General features: G+C 72.1%; 14 protein-coding genes. 8 read left to right on the forward strand and 6 right to left on the reverse strand.

Annotation, left to right across the window (positions count from 1 at the left end):
• Positions 1-22: 22 nt before the first annotated feature.
• Together EDC02_RS32670 and guaB are read right to left on the reverse strand one after the other, a co-directional pair.
• Positions 23-1,141, reverse strand: a complete 1,119-nt coding sequence (locus EDC02_RS32670) for a GuaB3 family IMP dehydrogenase-related protein (RefSeq protein WP_123606064.1) — start codon at positions 1,139-1,141, stop codon at positions 23-25.
• Positions 1,142-1,213: 72 nt separating this feature from the next.
• Positions 1,214-2,803 (reverse strand): IMP dehydrogenase, encoded by a 1,590-nt coding sequence (gene guaB, locus EDC02_RS32675; protein ID WP_370461593.1) that lies wholly within the window; start codon positions 2,801-2,803, stop codon positions 1,214-1,216.
• Between the two features lie 231 nt (positions 2,804-3,034).
• Here guaB and EDC02_RS32680 point away from each other — a divergent pair, with 231 nt between their 5' ends.
• Positions 3,035-3,466 (forward strand): DUF5319 domain-containing protein, encoded by a 432-nt coding sequence (locus tag EDC02_RS32680; protein ID WP_123607329.1) that lies wholly within the window; start codon positions 3,035-3,037, stop codon positions 3,464-3,466.
• 31 nt (positions 3,467-3,497) lie between these two features.
• Here the strand turns inward: EDC02_RS32680 and EDC02_RS32685 are convergent, their stop codons facing one another.
• Positions 3,498-4,565 carry a response regulator transcription factor gene (locus EDC02_RS32685; protein ID WP_233606566.1) on the reverse strand — a complete coding sequence of 356 codons (1,068 nt, stop codon included), beginning with the start codon at positions 4,563-4,565 and terminating at the stop codon, positions 3,498-3,500.
• Positions 4,566-4,845: 280 nt separating this feature from the next.
• Here EDC02_RS32685 and EDC02_RS32690 point away from each other — a divergent pair, with 280 nt between their 5' ends.
• Positions 4,846-5,274, forward strand: coding sequence for a WhiB family transcriptional regulator (locus EDC02_RS32690; protein WP_123607331.1), 429 nt, complete (start codon positions 4,846-4,848; stop codon positions 5,272-5,274).
• Positions 5,275-5,359: 85 nt separating this feature from the next.
• Here EDC02_RS32690 and EDC02_RS32695 read toward each other — a convergent pair whose 3' ends face one another.
• The 3 genes from EDC02_RS32695 to groES all read right to left on the reverse strand — a co-directional run bounded on the left by EDC02_RS32695 (position 5,360) and on the right by groES (position 9,260).
• Entirely contained in the window at positions 5,360-6,931 is a 1,572-nt protein-coding gene (locus EDC02_RS32695; RefSeq protein ID WP_233606713.1) for a molybdopterin-dependent oxidoreductase, read from the reverse strand.
• Between the two features lie 254 nt (positions 6,932-7,185).
• The gene (gene groL / locus EDC02_RS32700; protein ID WP_123606066.1) at positions 7,186-8,829 is read right to left on the reverse strand and encodes a chaperonin GroEL; all 1,644 of its coding nucleotides are present in this window, start codon (positions 8,827-8,829) and stop codon (positions 7,186-7,188) included.
• A gap of 116 nt (positions 8,830-8,945) precedes the next feature.
• Positions 8,946-9,260 (reverse strand): co-chaperone GroES, encoded by a 315-nt coding sequence (groES, locus tag EDC02_RS32705; protein WP_123606067.1) that lies wholly within the window; start codon positions 9,258-9,260, stop codon positions 8,946-8,948.
• A 210-nt stretch (positions 9,261-9,470) separates the two neighbouring features.
• On the opposite strand from groES, the gene EDC02_RS32710 reads away from it, so the two are divergent.
• The 6 genes from EDC02_RS32710 (at position 9,471) to EDC02_RS32735 (ending at position 15,959) form a co-directional block, all read left to right on the forward strand.
• Complete coding sequence (locus EDC02_RS32710; RefSeq protein WP_123606068.1) at positions 9,471-10,706, forward strand: class I SAM-dependent methyltransferase; 1,236 nt, start codon at positions 9,471-9,473, stop codon at positions 10,704-10,706.
• 11 nt (positions 10,707-10,717) lie between these two features.
• Positions 10,718-11,197, forward strand: a complete 480-nt coding sequence (ybaK, locus tag EDC02_RS32715) for a Cys-tRNA(Pro) deacylase (RefSeq protein WP_123606069.1) — start codon at positions 10,718-10,720, stop codon at positions 11,195-11,197.
• 278 nt (positions 11,198-11,475) lie between these two features.
• Positions 11,476-12,567, forward strand: coding sequence for a sugar ABC transporter substrate-binding protein (locus EDC02_RS32720; RefSeq protein ID WP_123606070.1), 1,092 nt, complete (start codon positions 11,476-11,478; stop codon positions 12,565-12,567).
• Between the two features lie 122 nt (positions 12,568-12,689).
• Positions 12,690-13,496 carry an ATP-binding cassette domain-containing protein gene (locus EDC02_RS32725; RefSeq protein ID WP_123606071.1) on the forward strand — a complete coding sequence of 269 codons (807 nt, stop codon included), beginning with the start codon at positions 12,690-12,692 and terminating at the stop codon, positions 13,494-13,496.
• Positions 13,493-14,749: a sugar ABC transporter permease gene (locus tag EDC02_RS32730; RefSeq protein WP_123606072.1), complete on the forward strand. Its 1,257-nt coding sequence runs from the start codon at positions 13,493-13,495 to the stop codon at positions 14,747-14,749. Before EDC02_RS32725 ends, EDC02_RS32730 begins: the two co-directional genes overlap by 4 nt.
• 19 nt (positions 14,750-14,768) lie before the next feature.
• Positions 14,769-15,959 carry an ROK family transcriptional regulator gene (locus tag EDC02_RS32735; protein ID WP_123606073.1) on the forward strand — a complete coding sequence of 397 codons (1,191 nt, stop codon included), beginning with the start codon at positions 14,769-14,771 and terminating at the stop codon, positions 15,957-15,959.
• The last annotated feature ends 261 nt before the right edge of the window (positions 15,960-16,220 follow it).

Raw genomic sequence — 16,220 nt, forward strand, 5'->3', positions numbered from 1 at the left:
GCGGGCGACGGACGGCGGCTGGTCACCGGTCGAGGACCAGACCGACCCGCTGGAACTCCTTCAGGTCGCGGTAGCCGCACTTGGCCATCGCCCGGCGCAGCCCGCCGAACAGGTTCTGCTGGCCGTCCGGGGAGTCGGCCGGGCCGAACAGGATCTGCTCCATGGTGCCCAGCGGCTCGTCGGCCACCCCGAACGCGCCGCGCGGCAGCTTCGGGTGGCTGGCCACCGAGTGCCACCACGCCCCGGCGGCCGGGGCCTCGGCGCACAGTGACAGCGGCTCCCCGAGCATCACCGCGTCGGCACCGCAGCCCAGCGCCTTGGCGATGTCACCGGAGGTCTGCAGGTCGCCGTCGGCGATCAGGTGCACGTACCGGCCGCCGGTCTCGTCCAGGTAGTCGCGGCGGGCGGCGGCCGCGTCGGCGATCGCGGTGGCCATCGGCACTCGGATGCCGAGCACCGAATCGGTGGTCGACCACTCGTCCGCGCCGATCCCGACGATCACCCCGGCCGCACCGGTACGCATCAGGTGCAGCGCCGTCTTGTAGTCGGTGCAGCCGCCGACCACCACCGGCAGGTCCAGGTCGGCGATGAACTCCTTGAGGTTCAGCGGCTCGTCGGTGGTGGAGACGTGCTCCGCCGACACCAGGGTGCCCTGGATCACCAGGATGTCCACGCCGGCGTCCAGCACCACCGGAGCCAGCGCCAGGGTGTGCTGCGGCGACACCCGGGCGGCGACCGTACCGCCGCCGGCCCGCATCTGCCGGACCCGTTCGGCGATCAGCTCGGGGCGGATCGGTTCGGCGTACGCCTCCTGCAGCCGCCGGGTCGCCGGGTCGTCGTCGTCCAGCGCGGCCAGCTCGCCGAGCACCTTGCTCGGATCCTCGTAGCGGGTCCACAGCCCTTCGACGTTGAGTACGCCGAGCCCGCCCAGCTCGCTCAGTTTGGCGGCGCTGGCCGGGCTCATCGTGGCATCCGACGGGTGCGCCACGCACGGAATCTTGAACTGGTACGCGTCGAGCTGCCACCCGGTGGAGACGTCGTCGACGTCCCGGGTCCGCCGGCTCGGCACGATGGCGATGTCGTCCAGGTGGTAGCCGCGCTGCGCGGTCTTGCCCAGCCCGATCTCGACCACGTCACGCATGGCATATCTCCGTCATGGACAGGTCGACCGCCCGGCGGCTCGGCCACCGCGCGGGCAGGTCGACGGCGTAGGTCAGCGGGTGTGGTAGTTGGGGGCCTCGACCGTCATCTGGATGTCGTGCGGGTGGCTCTCCTTCAGACCGGCGGCGGTGATCCGGATCAGCTGGCCGCGCTGGTGCAGGTCGTCGATGCCTTCGGCGCCGACGTACCCCATGGCCAGCCGGACCCCGCCGATCAGCTGGTGCACGACGGTGGCCAGCGGTCCACGGTACGGCACCTGGCCCTCGACACCCTCCGGGACCAGCTTCTCGTCGCTGAGCACGTCGTGCTGGAAGTAGCGGTCCTTGGAGTAGGAACGGGCCTGGCCACGGGACTGCATCGCGCCCAGCGACCCCATCCCCCGGTACGACTTGAACTGCTTGCCGTTGATGAACAGCAACTCGCCGGGGCTCTCCTCGCAGCCGGCGAGCAGGCTGCCCAGCATCACCGTGTGCGCACCGGCGACCAACGCCTTGGCGATGTCGCCCGAGTACTGGATGCCGCCGTCGGCGATCACCGGAACGCCGGCCGGGTGGCAGGCCCGGACCGCCTCCATGATCGCGGTGACCTGCGGTACGCCGACGCCGGCGACCACCCGGGTGGTGCAGATCGCGCCCGGGCCGACGCCGACCTTGACCGCGTCCGCGCCGGCTTCGACCAGCGCGCGGGCACCGGCGTAGGTGGCGACGTTACCGCCGACCACGTCGACCTCGGTGTCCCGCTTCAGGGCCCGCACCATGTCCAGCACCCCGCGCTGGTGGCCGTGGGCGGTGTCCACGATCAGCACGTCGACGCCCGCGTCGACCAGGGTCCGGGCCCGCTTGTAGGAGTCGTCGCCGACGCCGATCGCGGCGGCCACCCGCAGCCGGCCGGCATCGTCCTTGGTCGCGTCCGGGTACTGCTCGCTCTTGGTGAAGTCCTTCACGGTGATCAGCCCGCGCAGTCGGCCGGCGTCGTCGACCAGGGGCAGCTTCTCCACCTTGTGCTGGCGCAGCAGGGCCAGCGCGTCCGCCTTGGCCACCCCGACCGGGGCGGTGACCAGCGGCATCGAGGTCATCAGGTCGCGTACCGGGCGGCTCTGGTCGGTCTCGAACCGCATGTCGCGGTTGGTGATGATGCCGACCAGGGCACCCCGCTCGTCGACGACCGGGACACCGGAGATGCGGTACCGGCCGCACAGCGTGTCGACGTGCCGCAGCGTGTCGTCCGGGCCGCAGGTCACCGGGTTGGTGATCATGCCAGCCTCGGAGCGCTTCACCAGGTCGACCTGGATCGCCTGGTCGTCGGCGGAGAGGTTGCGGTGCAGTACGCCGATGCCGCCCTGCCGGGCCATCGCGATCGCCATCCGCGCCTCGGTCACCGTGTCCATCGCGCTGGACAGCAGCGGTACGGACAGTCGCACGTTGCGGGTCATCGAGGTCACCGTGTTGACCCGGCTCGGGATGACGTCCGACTCGGCGGGCTGCAGCAGCACGTCGTCGAAGGTCAACCCGAGCGGCACCGCCCGGGCCGACCCGGCGGGCATCTCCGGCACGTGGCCGCCGAACGCGGCGGGGACCGGGGGCACGTGACCGCCGTTGGCGGTGCTGTCGGCGACGGGCTGCTGGGTGGGCGAGTTTTCCACGACTTCTTCCCCTGAGCTGGTCGGACGGTTCGCCTGATGCCGGCGGCGGCTGATGTCCGGGTGCCGGGTCGGCAGGCGGCCCGGTGTGGGTGGCGGTTGACCGGCTCGCCCCGTCTTGCGGTGCGATGGTTCATCGTACCCACCGCCGGGCCGGCCGGGCGCGCCACCTGCGCGGCGGGCCGGACCGGGTGGGGCCCGCGCAGCCGGTACGGATGGGACTACGGTGGAGGGGTGCACGAAGAGCCGATCGATCCGTTCAGCGGCGACCCCGCCGATCCGGCAGCCGGGCTGGAGGATCCCACCGAGGCCGGCGAGCCGGACTCGTTGACGCCCGCCGAACGGCAGGACGTGTTGGAGGACCTCGCCGACCTGGAGGTCTACCGGGCGCTGCTCGGCGCGGTCGGGATCCGCGGGCTGGTGATCGACTGCGAGGACTGCCGGGAGCCGCACTACTTCGACTGGGACCTGCTGCGCGGCAACCTGCGCCACCTGCTCGACTCCGGCCGGCCGAGGGTGCACGAGCCGGCCTTCAACCCCGACCCGGACCACTACGTGAGCTGGGAGTACGCGCGGGGGTACGCCGACGGCGTGCACGACACCCTGCGGGACGAGGCGGACGACGACCAGGACCGGCCGGCCGACGACCCGGGCCGGCCGGGCTAAGGCCAGTCAGGGCCGGCCGGGCTAAGGTCGGTCAGGCGACCAGTCCGGTACGGAATCCGGTGGCCACCGCGTGCGCCCGGTCCCGTGCGCCGAGCTTGCGGAACAGTCGCCGCGCGTGGGTCTTGACGGTGTCCTCCGAGACGAACAGGTCACGGCCGATCTCGCCGTTGCTCTTGCCTTCCGCCATCCCGCGCAGCACCTGAAGTTCGCGTTCGGTGAGCCCGATCCGGCGTAGCGCGGTGACTCGACCGTCCGACGGCTGGGCGCCGTCCGGCCCGGTACCGTGCGACACGCTGCGATCAGGTGCGCTGCCGGTCGGGGCGGTGCCATTGGGTGCGCTGCCGGTCGGGGCGGTGCCATCCGCCGGGGCGATGCCGGAGTCCGTCCCCCGAGTCACCGCGCCGTCGGGGTGCGGGACGGGTGCCGGTGCGTCGGCGGTGTCGGCGGCCGGTGCCGCCGCGGCCGCGTCGTCGCGTTGGTTCGGCACCACGGTCGGACCGGTGGCCGGGTCCGCACCGGCAGCAGCCGCAGCCGCTGGCTCTGCGGCGGCGCCGGTGACCGCTCGTCCGGCGGAGTCGGTACCAGCGGCGGCGCCCCCGGGGTGGTGAGTCGCCGCGCCAGCGGCGGCAGCCCCGGGGTGGTGAGTCGCCGCGCCAGCGGCACCGATGGTGGCGGTCACCGCCGGGGCCGGGGCGGCCGCTGACTGCTCGGTCAGCAGTGCCGGCGTACGGCGACCCGGCGCAGCGAGCAGCAGCAGGGTCTTCGCCACGGCGGTGACCAGGTCGTCGGTGCCGCGCAGCAGCCCGCGGGCGCCGGCGGCCAGCGCGGCCGACGCCACCTGCGGGTCCTCCCCGCCGAACAGCACGATCACGCTGCCTGGCGAGCGGGCCAGCACCCGGCGGGTGAAGCTGGCGCTGTCTGGACGGGCTAGGGCGGTGTCGGCGAGTACGATCTCCGCTGGGCGTTCGGCGAGCCGCAGCATCACCTCCGGTTCAGAGACCGCTGTGCGTACTGCGGCGGAGAGACCGAGCCGGGCGGCGGCGGCGGTGATGTTCTGAGCTGCAACTACTGTTCGTACACACACGAGCACCTTGCGCACTTGTGACTCCCCTCTCCCGCCAGCAGCAGATCACGCGAGGCACGCTCGCTCATGCGCTTTGCCACGAAAAAAGATGAAAGTTCAGGACCGGTGGCCACGTCGCCGACCGGCTATCACGCGCAGGTTCCGACCCGGGTGTTCCCGCACGTTCCGGCACGGGTGATTGAGCAGTGGGACTCCCGGGTACCCCGGTGACACGAAGGACCGGAGCGCTTGCGCGGCCGGCCGCCCGGTCCTACCACGAAGTGTCCGCGGGAGCCGCGCGGAAGGAGGGGTGCAGATGTCGGATGTACGCCGACTGCCCGGACCGATCGTCGACCTATGGGAGTGGCAGATCCTCGGTGCCTGCCGTGGCCGGGACAGCGCCCAGTTCTTCCACCCCGACGGTGAGCGGGGGTCGTCACGCAACCGTCGGGAGTCGGGCGCCAAGGCGGTCTGCCGGACCTGCCCGGTCCGGGCGGAGTGCGCCGCGCACGCCCTGTCGGTCCGCGAGCCGTACGGGGTGTGGGGCGGCTTCAGCGAGTCGGAACGACTCCGGCTGCTCGCCCTCGGCTGGGAGGACCTCGCCGACCGCCACGGCGGCCGGGTCGACGTGCAACGGCTGGAGGCCCGGCTGGGCCGGCCGCACAAGTCGACCGTGCCGGCCCAGCGCCGGCCGGAATCGACCGCCGTCAGGCCGCAGCCGGCGGACTCGGCCACCGCCGCCTGACCCCGGCGACTGCCGCCTGAACCACGGCCGCGCGGCTACTACCTCGGCCACGACCTCGGCCGCGGGGCCGCCGGCTCAAATGTCCCTACTGGACTGTTACGCGGACCGAGTGCCAACCTGTCGCCCCGTCCGGGGCAACAGGTTGGCGCAGTTCGGGCTGGGTGGCGCCGGTCCCGTCGGTGGCCCGGACCTGCAGCAGGTGCTCACCCGAGGTCGCCGGCCACTGCCAGACCCACTGCACCCAGGTGTCCGCCGAGACCGCCGGGGCCAGCTCGGCCGGCTGCCAGGGGCCGTCGTCCACCCGTACCTCGACGCCGCTGATGCCCCGGTGCGGGGCCCACGCCACCCCGGCCACCGGTACGGTGCCGGCGGACAACTCGGTGCGGATCCGGGGGGTGTCGATCCGGGACTGGGTCTTGATCGGGCCCTGCGCCGCCCAGCCGCGCGGCACCCAGTACGCGTCGAAGTCGGCGAAGCTGGTCAACTCCAGCTCGGTGACCCACTTGCAGGCGGAGACGTACCCGTAGAGGCCGGGCACCACCATGCGGACCGGGAAACCGTGCTCGACCGGCAGTGGTTGACCGTTCATCCCGACCGCGAGCAGCGCGTCCCGCCCGTCCAGCAGCGCCTCGGTCGGGGTGCCGCAGGTCCAGCCGTCGACGGACCGGCCGACGACCTGGTCGGCTCCGGGCAGCGGGCCCGCCTCGACCAGCAGGTCCCGCACCGGTACGCCGAGCCAGCGGGCGTTGCCGATGAGGTTCCCGCCCACCTCGTTCGAGACACAGGCCAGCGTGACGTACCGCTCCACCAGCTCCATCCCGAGCAGGTCGGCGTAGCTCAGGGTGATCGGGTTGGTCACCCGGCCGTGGATCCGCAGCTGCCATTCGTCCGGGTCGACCTGGGGCACGACCAGCGCGGTGTCGATCCGGTAGAAGTCACGGTTCGTGGTGACGTACCGGCTCAGCCCCGGTGCCGCCGGGTCCACACCGAACGGCAGCGGCGGCGCGGCGGCGACCGGGGCGGGCAGTGTCACGGCGGACCTGGCGGTGGCCACCCCCCGGCGTTGCGCCAGCCAGCGACCGCCGGCACCGGTGACCAGGGCGGCGCCGACCGACACGCCGACGCTGGACAGGAACCGTCGCCGGTCGGCGGTGCCGGCGCCGGGCCGAACCGGTACCGGCTCGGCAGACGAGGCAGACGAGGCAGACGAGGCAGGCGACGCGGCGGCGGCCGGCCGCAGCGGGCCGGCGAGCAGCGCCCAGAGCAGCAACGCGGCGGCGGACGCGCCGATCACCGCCGGCAGGACGGCGGCCGGCCCGGCGCCGGGCCGGGTGAGCGCGGCCACCGCGCCGACCACGCCGAAAACCGCGACGCCGACGAAGCCGACGGCCAGCCGGCGGGCGGCCAGCATCCCGATGACGGCCGCGAACCCGGCGAGCAGTACGCCGGTGCCGATCAGCAGCGCGGTCTTGTCGTGTACGCCGAACACGTCGATGGCGAACTGTTTCAGCGGCTCGGGGACGGTGTCGACGACCACCCCGCCGACCGCGACCAGCGGTGCCGAGCGGGCGCCGGTGGCGACGGCGATCAGCTCGGCCAGGCCCAGGGCGAGTGCGGCCGCGGCCACGCCGGCGAGCGCTGCGAGCGGCCCGGGCAGGCGGCCCGGCGGTTCGGTCTGCGCAGCTGGCCCGGTCGGCTCCGGCCCTGTCGCGTCCGGCACCGTCGGCTCCGCCCTCATCGCGTCCAGCCCATCTGTCCGGCACCGTACGGGTCGACGGCGCGTAGGTATACCGCCGACGATACGCAGAATCCGCGTGATCAGAAACCTCGGGCGGAATGCACCCTCGGCCGTACTGATCACGCGGATCCAGGTGGCGCAGGTGGAACAGGTGGAACAGGTGGAGCTTCCGGTCAGAAACCGGGACCGTGCTGGTGGCCGTGCCCGTGGTCGTGACTGTGACCGCCGGCGGCCGGCTCGGCCTTCTCCGGCTTCTCCACCACCAGGCTCTCGGTGGTGAGCAGCAGCCCGGCGATCGACGCGGCGTTGCTGACCGCGTTGCGGGTCACCTTCACCGGGTCGATGATGCCGGCCCGGGCGAGATCGACGTACTCACCGGTGGCGGCGTTGAGCCCGTGGCCCCAGTCGCCTTCGAGCACCTTGCCGACCACCACGTACCCGTCGTAGCCGGCGTTCTGGGCGATCCACCGCAGCGGCTCGTGCAGCGCCTTGCGGACCACCGAGACGCCGACCTTCTCGTCGCCGTCGAAGCCGAGGTCGTCGTCGAGCACGGCGGCGATCTGGCTCAGCGCCGCGCCGCCGCCGGGGATGGTGCCCTCCTCGACCGCGGCCTTGGTCGCGGCGATGGCGTCCTCGATGCGGTGCTTGCGCTCCTTCATCTCGACCTCGGTGGCGGCCCCGGCCTTGATCACCGCGATGCCGCCGGAGAGCTTGGCCAGCCGCTCGGCGAGCTTCTCCCGGTCCCAGTCCGAGTCGGACGCGTCGATCTCCTTGCGGATCTGGGTGACCCGGTCGGCGACCTCGGAGTCGTTGCCGGCGCCGTCGACCACCGTGGTGGTGTCCTTGTCGACCACGATCCGCCGGGCCCGGCCCAGCGACTCCAGCCCGACCGCGTCGAGCTTGTAGCCCAACTCCGGGGCGATCAGCTCGGCGCCGGTCAGGATCGCCATGTCCTGCAGCATCGCCTTGCGCCGGTCGCCGAAGCCGGGGGCCTTGACCGCACAGATCTTCACGGTCTTACGTACGGCGTTGACCACCAGGGTGGACAGCGCCTGCCCGTCGACGTCCTCGGCGACGATCAGCAGCGGCTTGCTGTCCTGGACGATCTTCTCCAGCAGCGGCAGCAGCTCCTCGATCGAGGAGATCTTCTGGGTGGTGATCAGGATGTACGCGTCCTCGAGGACCGCCTCCTGCGCTTCGGCGTCGGTGACGAAGTGCGGGGAGATGAAGCCCTTGTCGAACTGCAGGCCCTCGGTGACCTCCAGCTCGGTGGCCAGGGTGGAGCCTTCCTCGACGGTGATCACGCCGTCGCGGCCGACCCGCTCCATCGCCTCGGCGATCAGCTCGCCGATCGTGGCGTCCTGGGCCGAGATCGTCGCGACCTGCGCGATCGAGCCCTTGTCGGCCACGTCCGCCGCCTTGGCCAGCAGCGATTCGGAGACCTTCTGCGCGGCCGCGTCGATGCCGCGCTTGAGGCCGGCCGGGTTGGTCCCGGCGGCGACGTTGCGCAGACCTTCACGGACCATCGCCTGGGCGAGCACGGTGGCGGTGGTGGTCCCGTCGCCGGCGACGTCGTTGGTCTTCGTCGCCACCTCCTTGACCAGCTGCGCACCGAGGTTCTCGTACGGGTTGGTGAGCTCGATCTCCTTGGCGATGGTCACGCCATCGTTGGTGATCGTCGGAGCGCCGAACTTCTTGTCCAGCACGACGTTGCGCCCGCGCGGGCCGAGGGTGACCTTGACCGTGTCCGCGAGCGTGTTGACGCCGTGCTCCAAGAGGTGCCGGGCGTCGTCCGAGAAACTCAGGATCTTCGCCATGACATTCCCTTCACAGGCACTAGCCGTCGGCCGGCCGGCGGCTGCCGGGCTCCGGCCGACGGGCGACGCCCCGAAGCCCCGGCTGGGGCTTCGGGGCGTTCAGCACTGGCAGTAGGTCACTTCTCGATGACCGCGAGGACGTCGCGGGCGGAGAGCACCAGGTACTCCTCGCCGGCGTACTTGACCTCGGTGCCGCCGTACTTCGAGTAGATGACCGTGTCGCCGACGTTGACGTCAACCGGGATCCGGTTGCCCTTGTCGTCGACGCGGCCGGGGCCGACAGCGAGGACGGTGCCCTCCTGCGGCTTCTCCTTGGCGGTGTCGGGGATCACGATGCCCGACGCCGTGGTGGTCTCAGCCTCGTTCGCCTGGACCAGGATCCGGTCCTCGAGCGGCTTGATCGCAACCTTGGTCGCGGTAGTCACGGGCATACCCTCCTGGGGTATCTGGTTTTGGTGCCGGCCACGTGGGTAACCGGCGTCAATCTGCCTCATGTCCACCGGGCGGATCCGTCGTCGCGGGTGCCGGACCGCCTGGCGTTTCGCTCACCGGCGGGAGCCGGTGGGCTGGCACCCTCGACCCGAGAGTGCTAACCGCAGATTAGCAGTCGCCTGTGCGGAGTGCTAGCCCGATGGCCGAGCATGGACAATGTCGCGGTGCACCCGGACGAACTGGCCGCCCTGCGTGCCCCGGAAGGCGCGGCCGCGCTGGTCACCGCAGGCGAGGTGCTGGCCGCGTCGGGCGGGGCGGATCCCCTCGCGGCGGCGACCGCGCTGCGTACCGCCGGGGTGCCGGCACCGCTCGCGACCGCAGCGCTCACCCAGGCCGCGCTGCGCGCCCGCGCGACCGGCAAGTTCGGCCCGGCCGCCGACCGGATGTTCTTCACCCGCGCCGGCCTGGAGCAGGCCACCCGGTCGGTGGTCGCCGACCGGCGCGCCGCCCGGTTGCGCGCCGCCGGGGTGCGCCACCTCGCCGACCTGGGTTGCGGTCTCGGCGCGGACACCCTCGCCGCCGCCCGGGCCGGCATCCGGGTGTACGCGGTGGAGGCCGACCCGGGCACCGCCGCGATCGCCGCCGCCAACGCAGCGGCGACCGGGCTGGCCGACCTGGTCGACGTGGTCTGCGCCGACGCCACCGGAGTCGACGTCTCCGGCTACGACGCGGTCTTCTGCGACCCGGCCCGCCGTACCGGCAGCGGTCGGCGCACCTTCGACCCGGACAGCTACTCCCCGTCCTGGGACTTCGTCCGGTCGCTGGTCGCCCGGGTGCCGCGGACCGTGCTCAAGGTGGCGCCGGGCATCGACCACGCGCTGATCCCGCCGGGAGCCGAGGCCGAGTGGGTCAGCGTCGACCGGGAGGTGGTCGAGGCGGCGTTCTGGTGCGGCCCGCTGGCCGACGCCCCGCGCCGGGCCACCCTGCTGCGTGCCGGACGGCCGGCCACGGACCTGGTCGGCGACGGCGACGAGCCGGTCGACGTCGGCCCGGTCCGGCGTTACCTGTACGACCCGGACGGGGCGGTGGTCCGCTCGCACCTGGTCGCCGCGTTCGCCGCGACCGTCGGCGGCACCCTCGCCGACGGGTCGATCGCCTACGTCTACGCCGACACGCCGACCGACACGCCGTACGGCCGATGTCTGGAGATCACCGACGTGCTGCCGTTCTCGCTGAAGCGGCTGCGGGCGTTGCTGCGCGAACGCGGTGTCACGCGGCTGGAGATCCTCAAACGCGGTTCCCCGCTCGACCCCGCCCAGTTGCGGCGTGACCTGCGGCTGCGTACCGCCGCCGGAGCCGGCGTGGCGGCGAGCCTGGTGCTGACCCGGGTGGCCGGCGCCCCGACGGCGCTGCTCGCCCACCCGGTGGAGGCACCAGGCCGGTAACGTCGCGCGGCATGGCAGGTACCGCGACCCCGGCGACGACGCTGCTGACCAAGCGGCGGATCACCTTCCAACTGCACCCGTACCGGGTCTCGCCGGACACCCCGGACTACGGCGCGGCGGTCGCGGCCGCCCTCGGCGTCGCCGCCGAGCAGGTCTTCAAGACGCTGGTGGCGCAGGTCGACGGGGCACTCGCCGTCGGTGTCGTGCCGGTCACCGGGGAGCTGGGCCTGAAGGCCTTCGCGGTGGCGCTCGGTGGTAAGCGCGCGGTGCTCGCCGACCGGGTGCTCGCCGAGCGGACCACCGGGTACGTCCGGGGTGGGATCAGCCCGATCGGGCAGCGTAAACGCCTGCCGACGGTGCTGGACGCCTCGGCGCAGCGGTTCGCCGAGGTGTACGTCTCGGCCGGCCGTCGCGGGTTGCAGCTGAGTATCACTCCGGGCGATCTGGCAGCGGTGGCCGACGCCCGGTTCGCCCCGATCGCTACCCACTGATCCGGTCAGTCGACGGGCAGATGTCCGCCACGTTGCTGAATTGTTATCGCGGGCAACAAAACTGGTGACGTCAGCGGTCTTGTGCTCGGCGCCACACTCCTAATACGTTGCCGGACACAACAAAACTGTGACGGCCCAGCCCAGCCCCAGGCCGTTGCCGTCGCCGGCCGGGTCTCCGGAGCCCATCAGCGCCGCGCGAGCCACACCTGATACCGCACGACACGCACCAGCACCAACCCCTTGTACGCGAAACATCACCCTTCGAAAGGACCCGAGCGATGCGCAGAGGGATCCTCAGCACCGCCGCCGCTGGCGTCCTGCTCGCCGGCGGCCTGACCGCCTGTAGCAGCGACACCGGCACCGACAGCGGTGACACGCCCACCCCGAAGATCGGCGTGATCCTGCCGGACAGCGCCTCCTCCGACCGCTGGGAGACCGCCGACCGGCGCTTCCTGCAGGAGGCGTTCGACGCCGCCGGCGTGCAGGCCACCATCCAGAACGCCCAGGGCGACAAGGCCCAGTTCCAGACCCTCGCCGACCAGATGATCACCGACGGGGCCACCGTCCTGATGATCGTCAACCTGGACTCCGGCACCGGCAAGGCCGTGCTGGACAAGGCCAAGCAGCAGGGCGTCGCCACCATCGACTACGACCGGCTGACCCTGGGCGGCTCCGCCGAGTACTACGTGAGCTTCGACAACGAGGCCGTCGGCCAACTGCAGGGCGAAGGTCTGGTCAAGTGCCTGACCGACGCCGGCGTGGAAGAGCCGACCATCGCCACCCTCAACGGCTCCGAGACCGACAACAACGCCACCCTGTTCAAGAACGGCTACGACGGCGTGCTCGACCCGCTGTACGAGTCCGGCGAATACGTCAAGGGCCCGGACCGCTGGGTGCCGGACTGGGACGGCGCCCAGGCCGCCACGCTGTTCGAGCAGATGCTGACCCAGACCGGCGGCGAGATCGACGGTGTGCTGGCCGCCAACGACACCCTCGGCAACGCGGCGATCTCGGTGCTCAAGCGCAACCAGCTCAACGGCCAGGTGCCGGTCACCGGGCAGGACGCCACCCCGCAGGGTCTGCAGAACATCCTCGCCGGCGACCAGTGCATGACCGTCTACAAGGCGATCAAGGCCGAGGCGCAGGCCGCCGCCGACCTGGCGGTCGCGCTGGCCAACGGTGAGCGCAAGGAGGTCGCGCAGACCGTCACCGACCCGGAGACCAACCGGGAGGTGCCGTCGGTGCTGCTCACCCCGCAGGCCATCTACAAGGAGAACGTCGCCGACGTGGTCAACGACGGCTACGTCACCGCCGAGGAGCTCTGCACCGACGAGTTCGCCGAGCTCTGCGCCGAGGCCGGCATCAGCTGACCGGCGTACCGGCGACCGACCGGTAGCCCCGCCGCGGGTGTCACCCGGCAGCACCATCGCCGGGTGACACCCGCGGCGGCGGAACCGGCACCGGCCGGACACCCTCACGAAGGAGACCACCCGTGTCCGCGACCCCCCTGCTGCAACTGCGCGGGATCGACAAGAACTTCGGCCCCGTCCAGGTGCTGCGCAACGTCGACTTCGCCGTCTACCCCGGCGAGGTGACCGCGCTCGTCGGTGACAACGGTGCCGGCAAGTCCACCCTGGTCAAATGCATCAGCGGCATCCACCCGATCGACCGCGGCGAGGTCCTCGTCAACGGCCGCCGGGTGCACATCCACAATCCGCGCGACGCCGCCTCGCACGGCATCGAGGTCGTCTACCAGGACCTCGCGCTCTGCGACAACCTCGACATCGTGCAGAACATGTTCCTCGGGCGGGAGAAGCGCTCCGGGATCGTGCTGGACGAGACCACCATGGAGCAGATGGCCGCGGACACCCTCGCCGGGCTCTCCGTCCGGACCGTCAAGTCGCTGCGGCAACTCGTCGCCAGCCTCTCCGGCGGCCAGCGCCAGACCGTCGCCATCGCCAAGGCGGTGCTGTGGAACAGCAAGGTCGTCATCCTCGACGAACCCACCGCGGCGCTCGGCGTCGCCCAGACCGCCCAGGTGCTCGAACTGGTCCGCCGGCTCGCCGACAACGGCCTCGCCGTCGTGCTGATCTCGCACAACATGAACGATGTCTTCGCGGTGTCGGACCGGATCGCCGCGCTGTACCTCGGCCAGATGGTCGCCCAGGTCCGCAGCACGGAGATCACCCACGCGCAGATCGTGGAGCTGATCACCGCCGGCCGCAGCGGTGACCTCGGCCTGCCGGCCGACAACGGCACCGAGTACACCGTCACCACCGGACCGGGAGCCGACCGATGAGCACCGCCACCTCGACAGTCCAGCGGCCCGCCGCCCCGGCCGACTCGCCCGGCGTCGGCGAACACCTGCGCAACTACTCCTCCCGGGTGCGCGGCGGCGACCTCGGCGCACTGCCCGCCATCCTCGGTCTCGTCGTGCTCTGCACGGTCTTCTCGATCGTGCGGCCCAACTTCTTCACCGCCGGCAACTTCGCCAACCTGTTCATCCAGGGCGGAGCGGTCACCCTGATCGCGATGGGGCTGATCTTCGTCCTGCTGCTCGGTGAGATCGACCTCTCCGCCGGCTTCGCCAGCGGTGTCTGCGCCGCGATCCTGGCGGTCGTCTCCACCGAGATGGGACTGCCCTGGTACGTGGCGGTGCTGGCGGCGGTCGCCACCGGCACCCTGATCGGCACCACCCTCGGATTCCTGGTCGCCAAGGTCGGCATCCCGTCGTTCGTGGTCACCCTGGCCGCGTTCCTCGCCTTCCAGGGCACCGTGCTGCTGCTGATCGAAGGCGGCAAGAACGTCTCGCTGCGCGACGACGTGCTCATCGCGATCGTCAACCGCAACGTCCCGCCGGTCGTCGGCTGGGCGATCTTCGGCGTCGGGGTGGCCGGGTTCGCGCTGATCCAACTGCTGCGCTACCGCACCCGGTCCGCCAAGGGCCTGGTCACCGACCCGATGGTGGTGGTGCTGACCCGCATCGGCGTGCTGATCGCGATCGCCGGCGCCGCCGTCTACATCCTCAACCAGGAGCGCAGCATCAACCCGCTGATCACCTCGCTACGCGGGGTGCCGATCGTGGTGCCGGTCATCGTGGTACTGCTGGTCTTCTGGACCTTCGTGCTGCGGCGCACCGCGTACGGCCGGCACATCTACGCCGTCGGCGGCAACCGGGAAGCCGCCCGCCGGGCCGGCATCAACGTCGACCGGATCCGGATCTCCGCCTTCATGATCTGCTCCTCGATGGCCGCCGTCGGCGGCATCGTGGCCGCCAGCCGGGCCAACTCGGTGGACGCCAACACCGGCGGCAGCAACGTGCTGCTGTTCGCCGTCGGCGCGGCGGTGATCGGCGGCACCAGCCTGTTCGGCGGCAAGGGCCGGGTCCTCGACGCGGTCCTCGGCGGCGCCGTGGTCGCGGTCATCGAGAACGGCATGGGGCTGATGAACGTCAGCTCCGGGGTGAAGTTCGTCTTCACCGGACTGGTGCTGCTGCTGGCCGCCAGCGTCGACGCGCTGTCCCGTCGTCGCGCCGCCGCCGGGTCACGATGACTGCGGAGACGAAGAACCGATGCGGGCAGGACCCAGCCAGGAGGAGATCCGCCGGCACAACCTCGGCGCGTTGCTGCGGCACGTGCACGTGCACGGCGCCACCTCACGGGCCGAACTGACCACCACGCTGGGGCTCAACCGCAGCACCATCGGCGCGCTCACCGCCGACCTGGCCGCCGCCGGCCTGGTCAGCGAGGGCGGCGCCCGGGAAACCGGCCGGGCCGGACGACCGTCGCTGGTCGTCCGGCCCGCGTCCGAGCGGGTGTACGCGTACGCGCTCAGCATCGAGGTCGACCGGCTACGGGCCGCCCGGGTCGGGCTCGGTGGCCGGATCCTCGACATGCGCACCGCCGAACGGCCGCGCGGGACGCTGGCCGCCGAGGCGGTCGGCCCGCTCACCGGCTTCGTCAAGGAGCTGCACCAGGCGGTGCCGGCCGGCTCGGTCTGCGTCGGCAGCGGCGTCGCGGTCTGCGGCATGGTCCGCCGCGACGACGGCATGGTCCGGCTCGGGCCGACCATGGGCTGGGTCGACGAGCCGCTGGGCGCCGCCCTGGCCGAGGCGCTCGGCGACGACCGGGGCGTCCTGGTCGGCAACGTCTCCGACGTGTGTGCGCTGGCCGAACACACCCGGGGCGCGGCGGTCGGCTGCGACCACGTCATCTACCTGTACGGCGACGTCGGCATCGGCGCCGGGATCATCGCCGGTGGCCGGCGGGTCACCGGACACGGCGGGTACGGCGGCGAGGTCGGCCACATGGTGGTGCACCCCGGCGGCCGGCCCTGCCTGTGCGGATCCCGGGGCTGCTGGGAGACCGAGATCGGCGAACACGCGCTGATCCAGGCGGCCGGCCGCAGCGGGGCCGTCGTCGGCCGCGAAGCGGTGCTCGCCGTGGTGGACGCGGCCGACCGGGGCGACAGCCAGGCCCAGGCCGCGGTCCGCCAGGTCGGCAACTGGCTCGGCTTCGGCGTGGCCAACCTGGTCAACATCTTCAACCCGGAGACGGTGATCTTCGGCGGTACGCTGCGGGACGTCTACCTGGCGGCGGCCGCGCACGTGCGCAGTCGGCTCAACTCCAACGGGTTACCGGCCTGCCGGGAACACGTCCGGCTGCGTACCCCGAAACTCGGCGACGACGCCCCACTGATCGGCGCCGCCGAACTCGCCTTCGAGCAGCTGCTCGCCGACCCGCTCGACGCGGTCGCCGGCTGACCCGAGACCCTGCCAGGTGCGCCACAGATCGGCGTACGGACCGTCGGCGGCGACCAGCTCGTCGTGCGAGCCGAACTCGGAGCCCATCGCGTGGAGCGTCAGGGTCCGGAGGCGCCGACTCCCACACCAACCGCTCCGCCGACGCCGCTCCACCGTCCGCCACCGGTCAACGTCAGCCATGACGATCTCCGGCGGGTGTTCTGGCATCAGCACGGGTCACCCCCGTGGTTTGACACTCCCCGCCGGCAGGGAGGCATGCGA

Source organism: Micromonospora sp. Llam0 (genome assembly GCF_003751085.1).
GTDB lineage: Bacteria > Actinomycetota > Actinomycetes > Mycobacteriales > Micromonosporaceae > Micromonospora_E.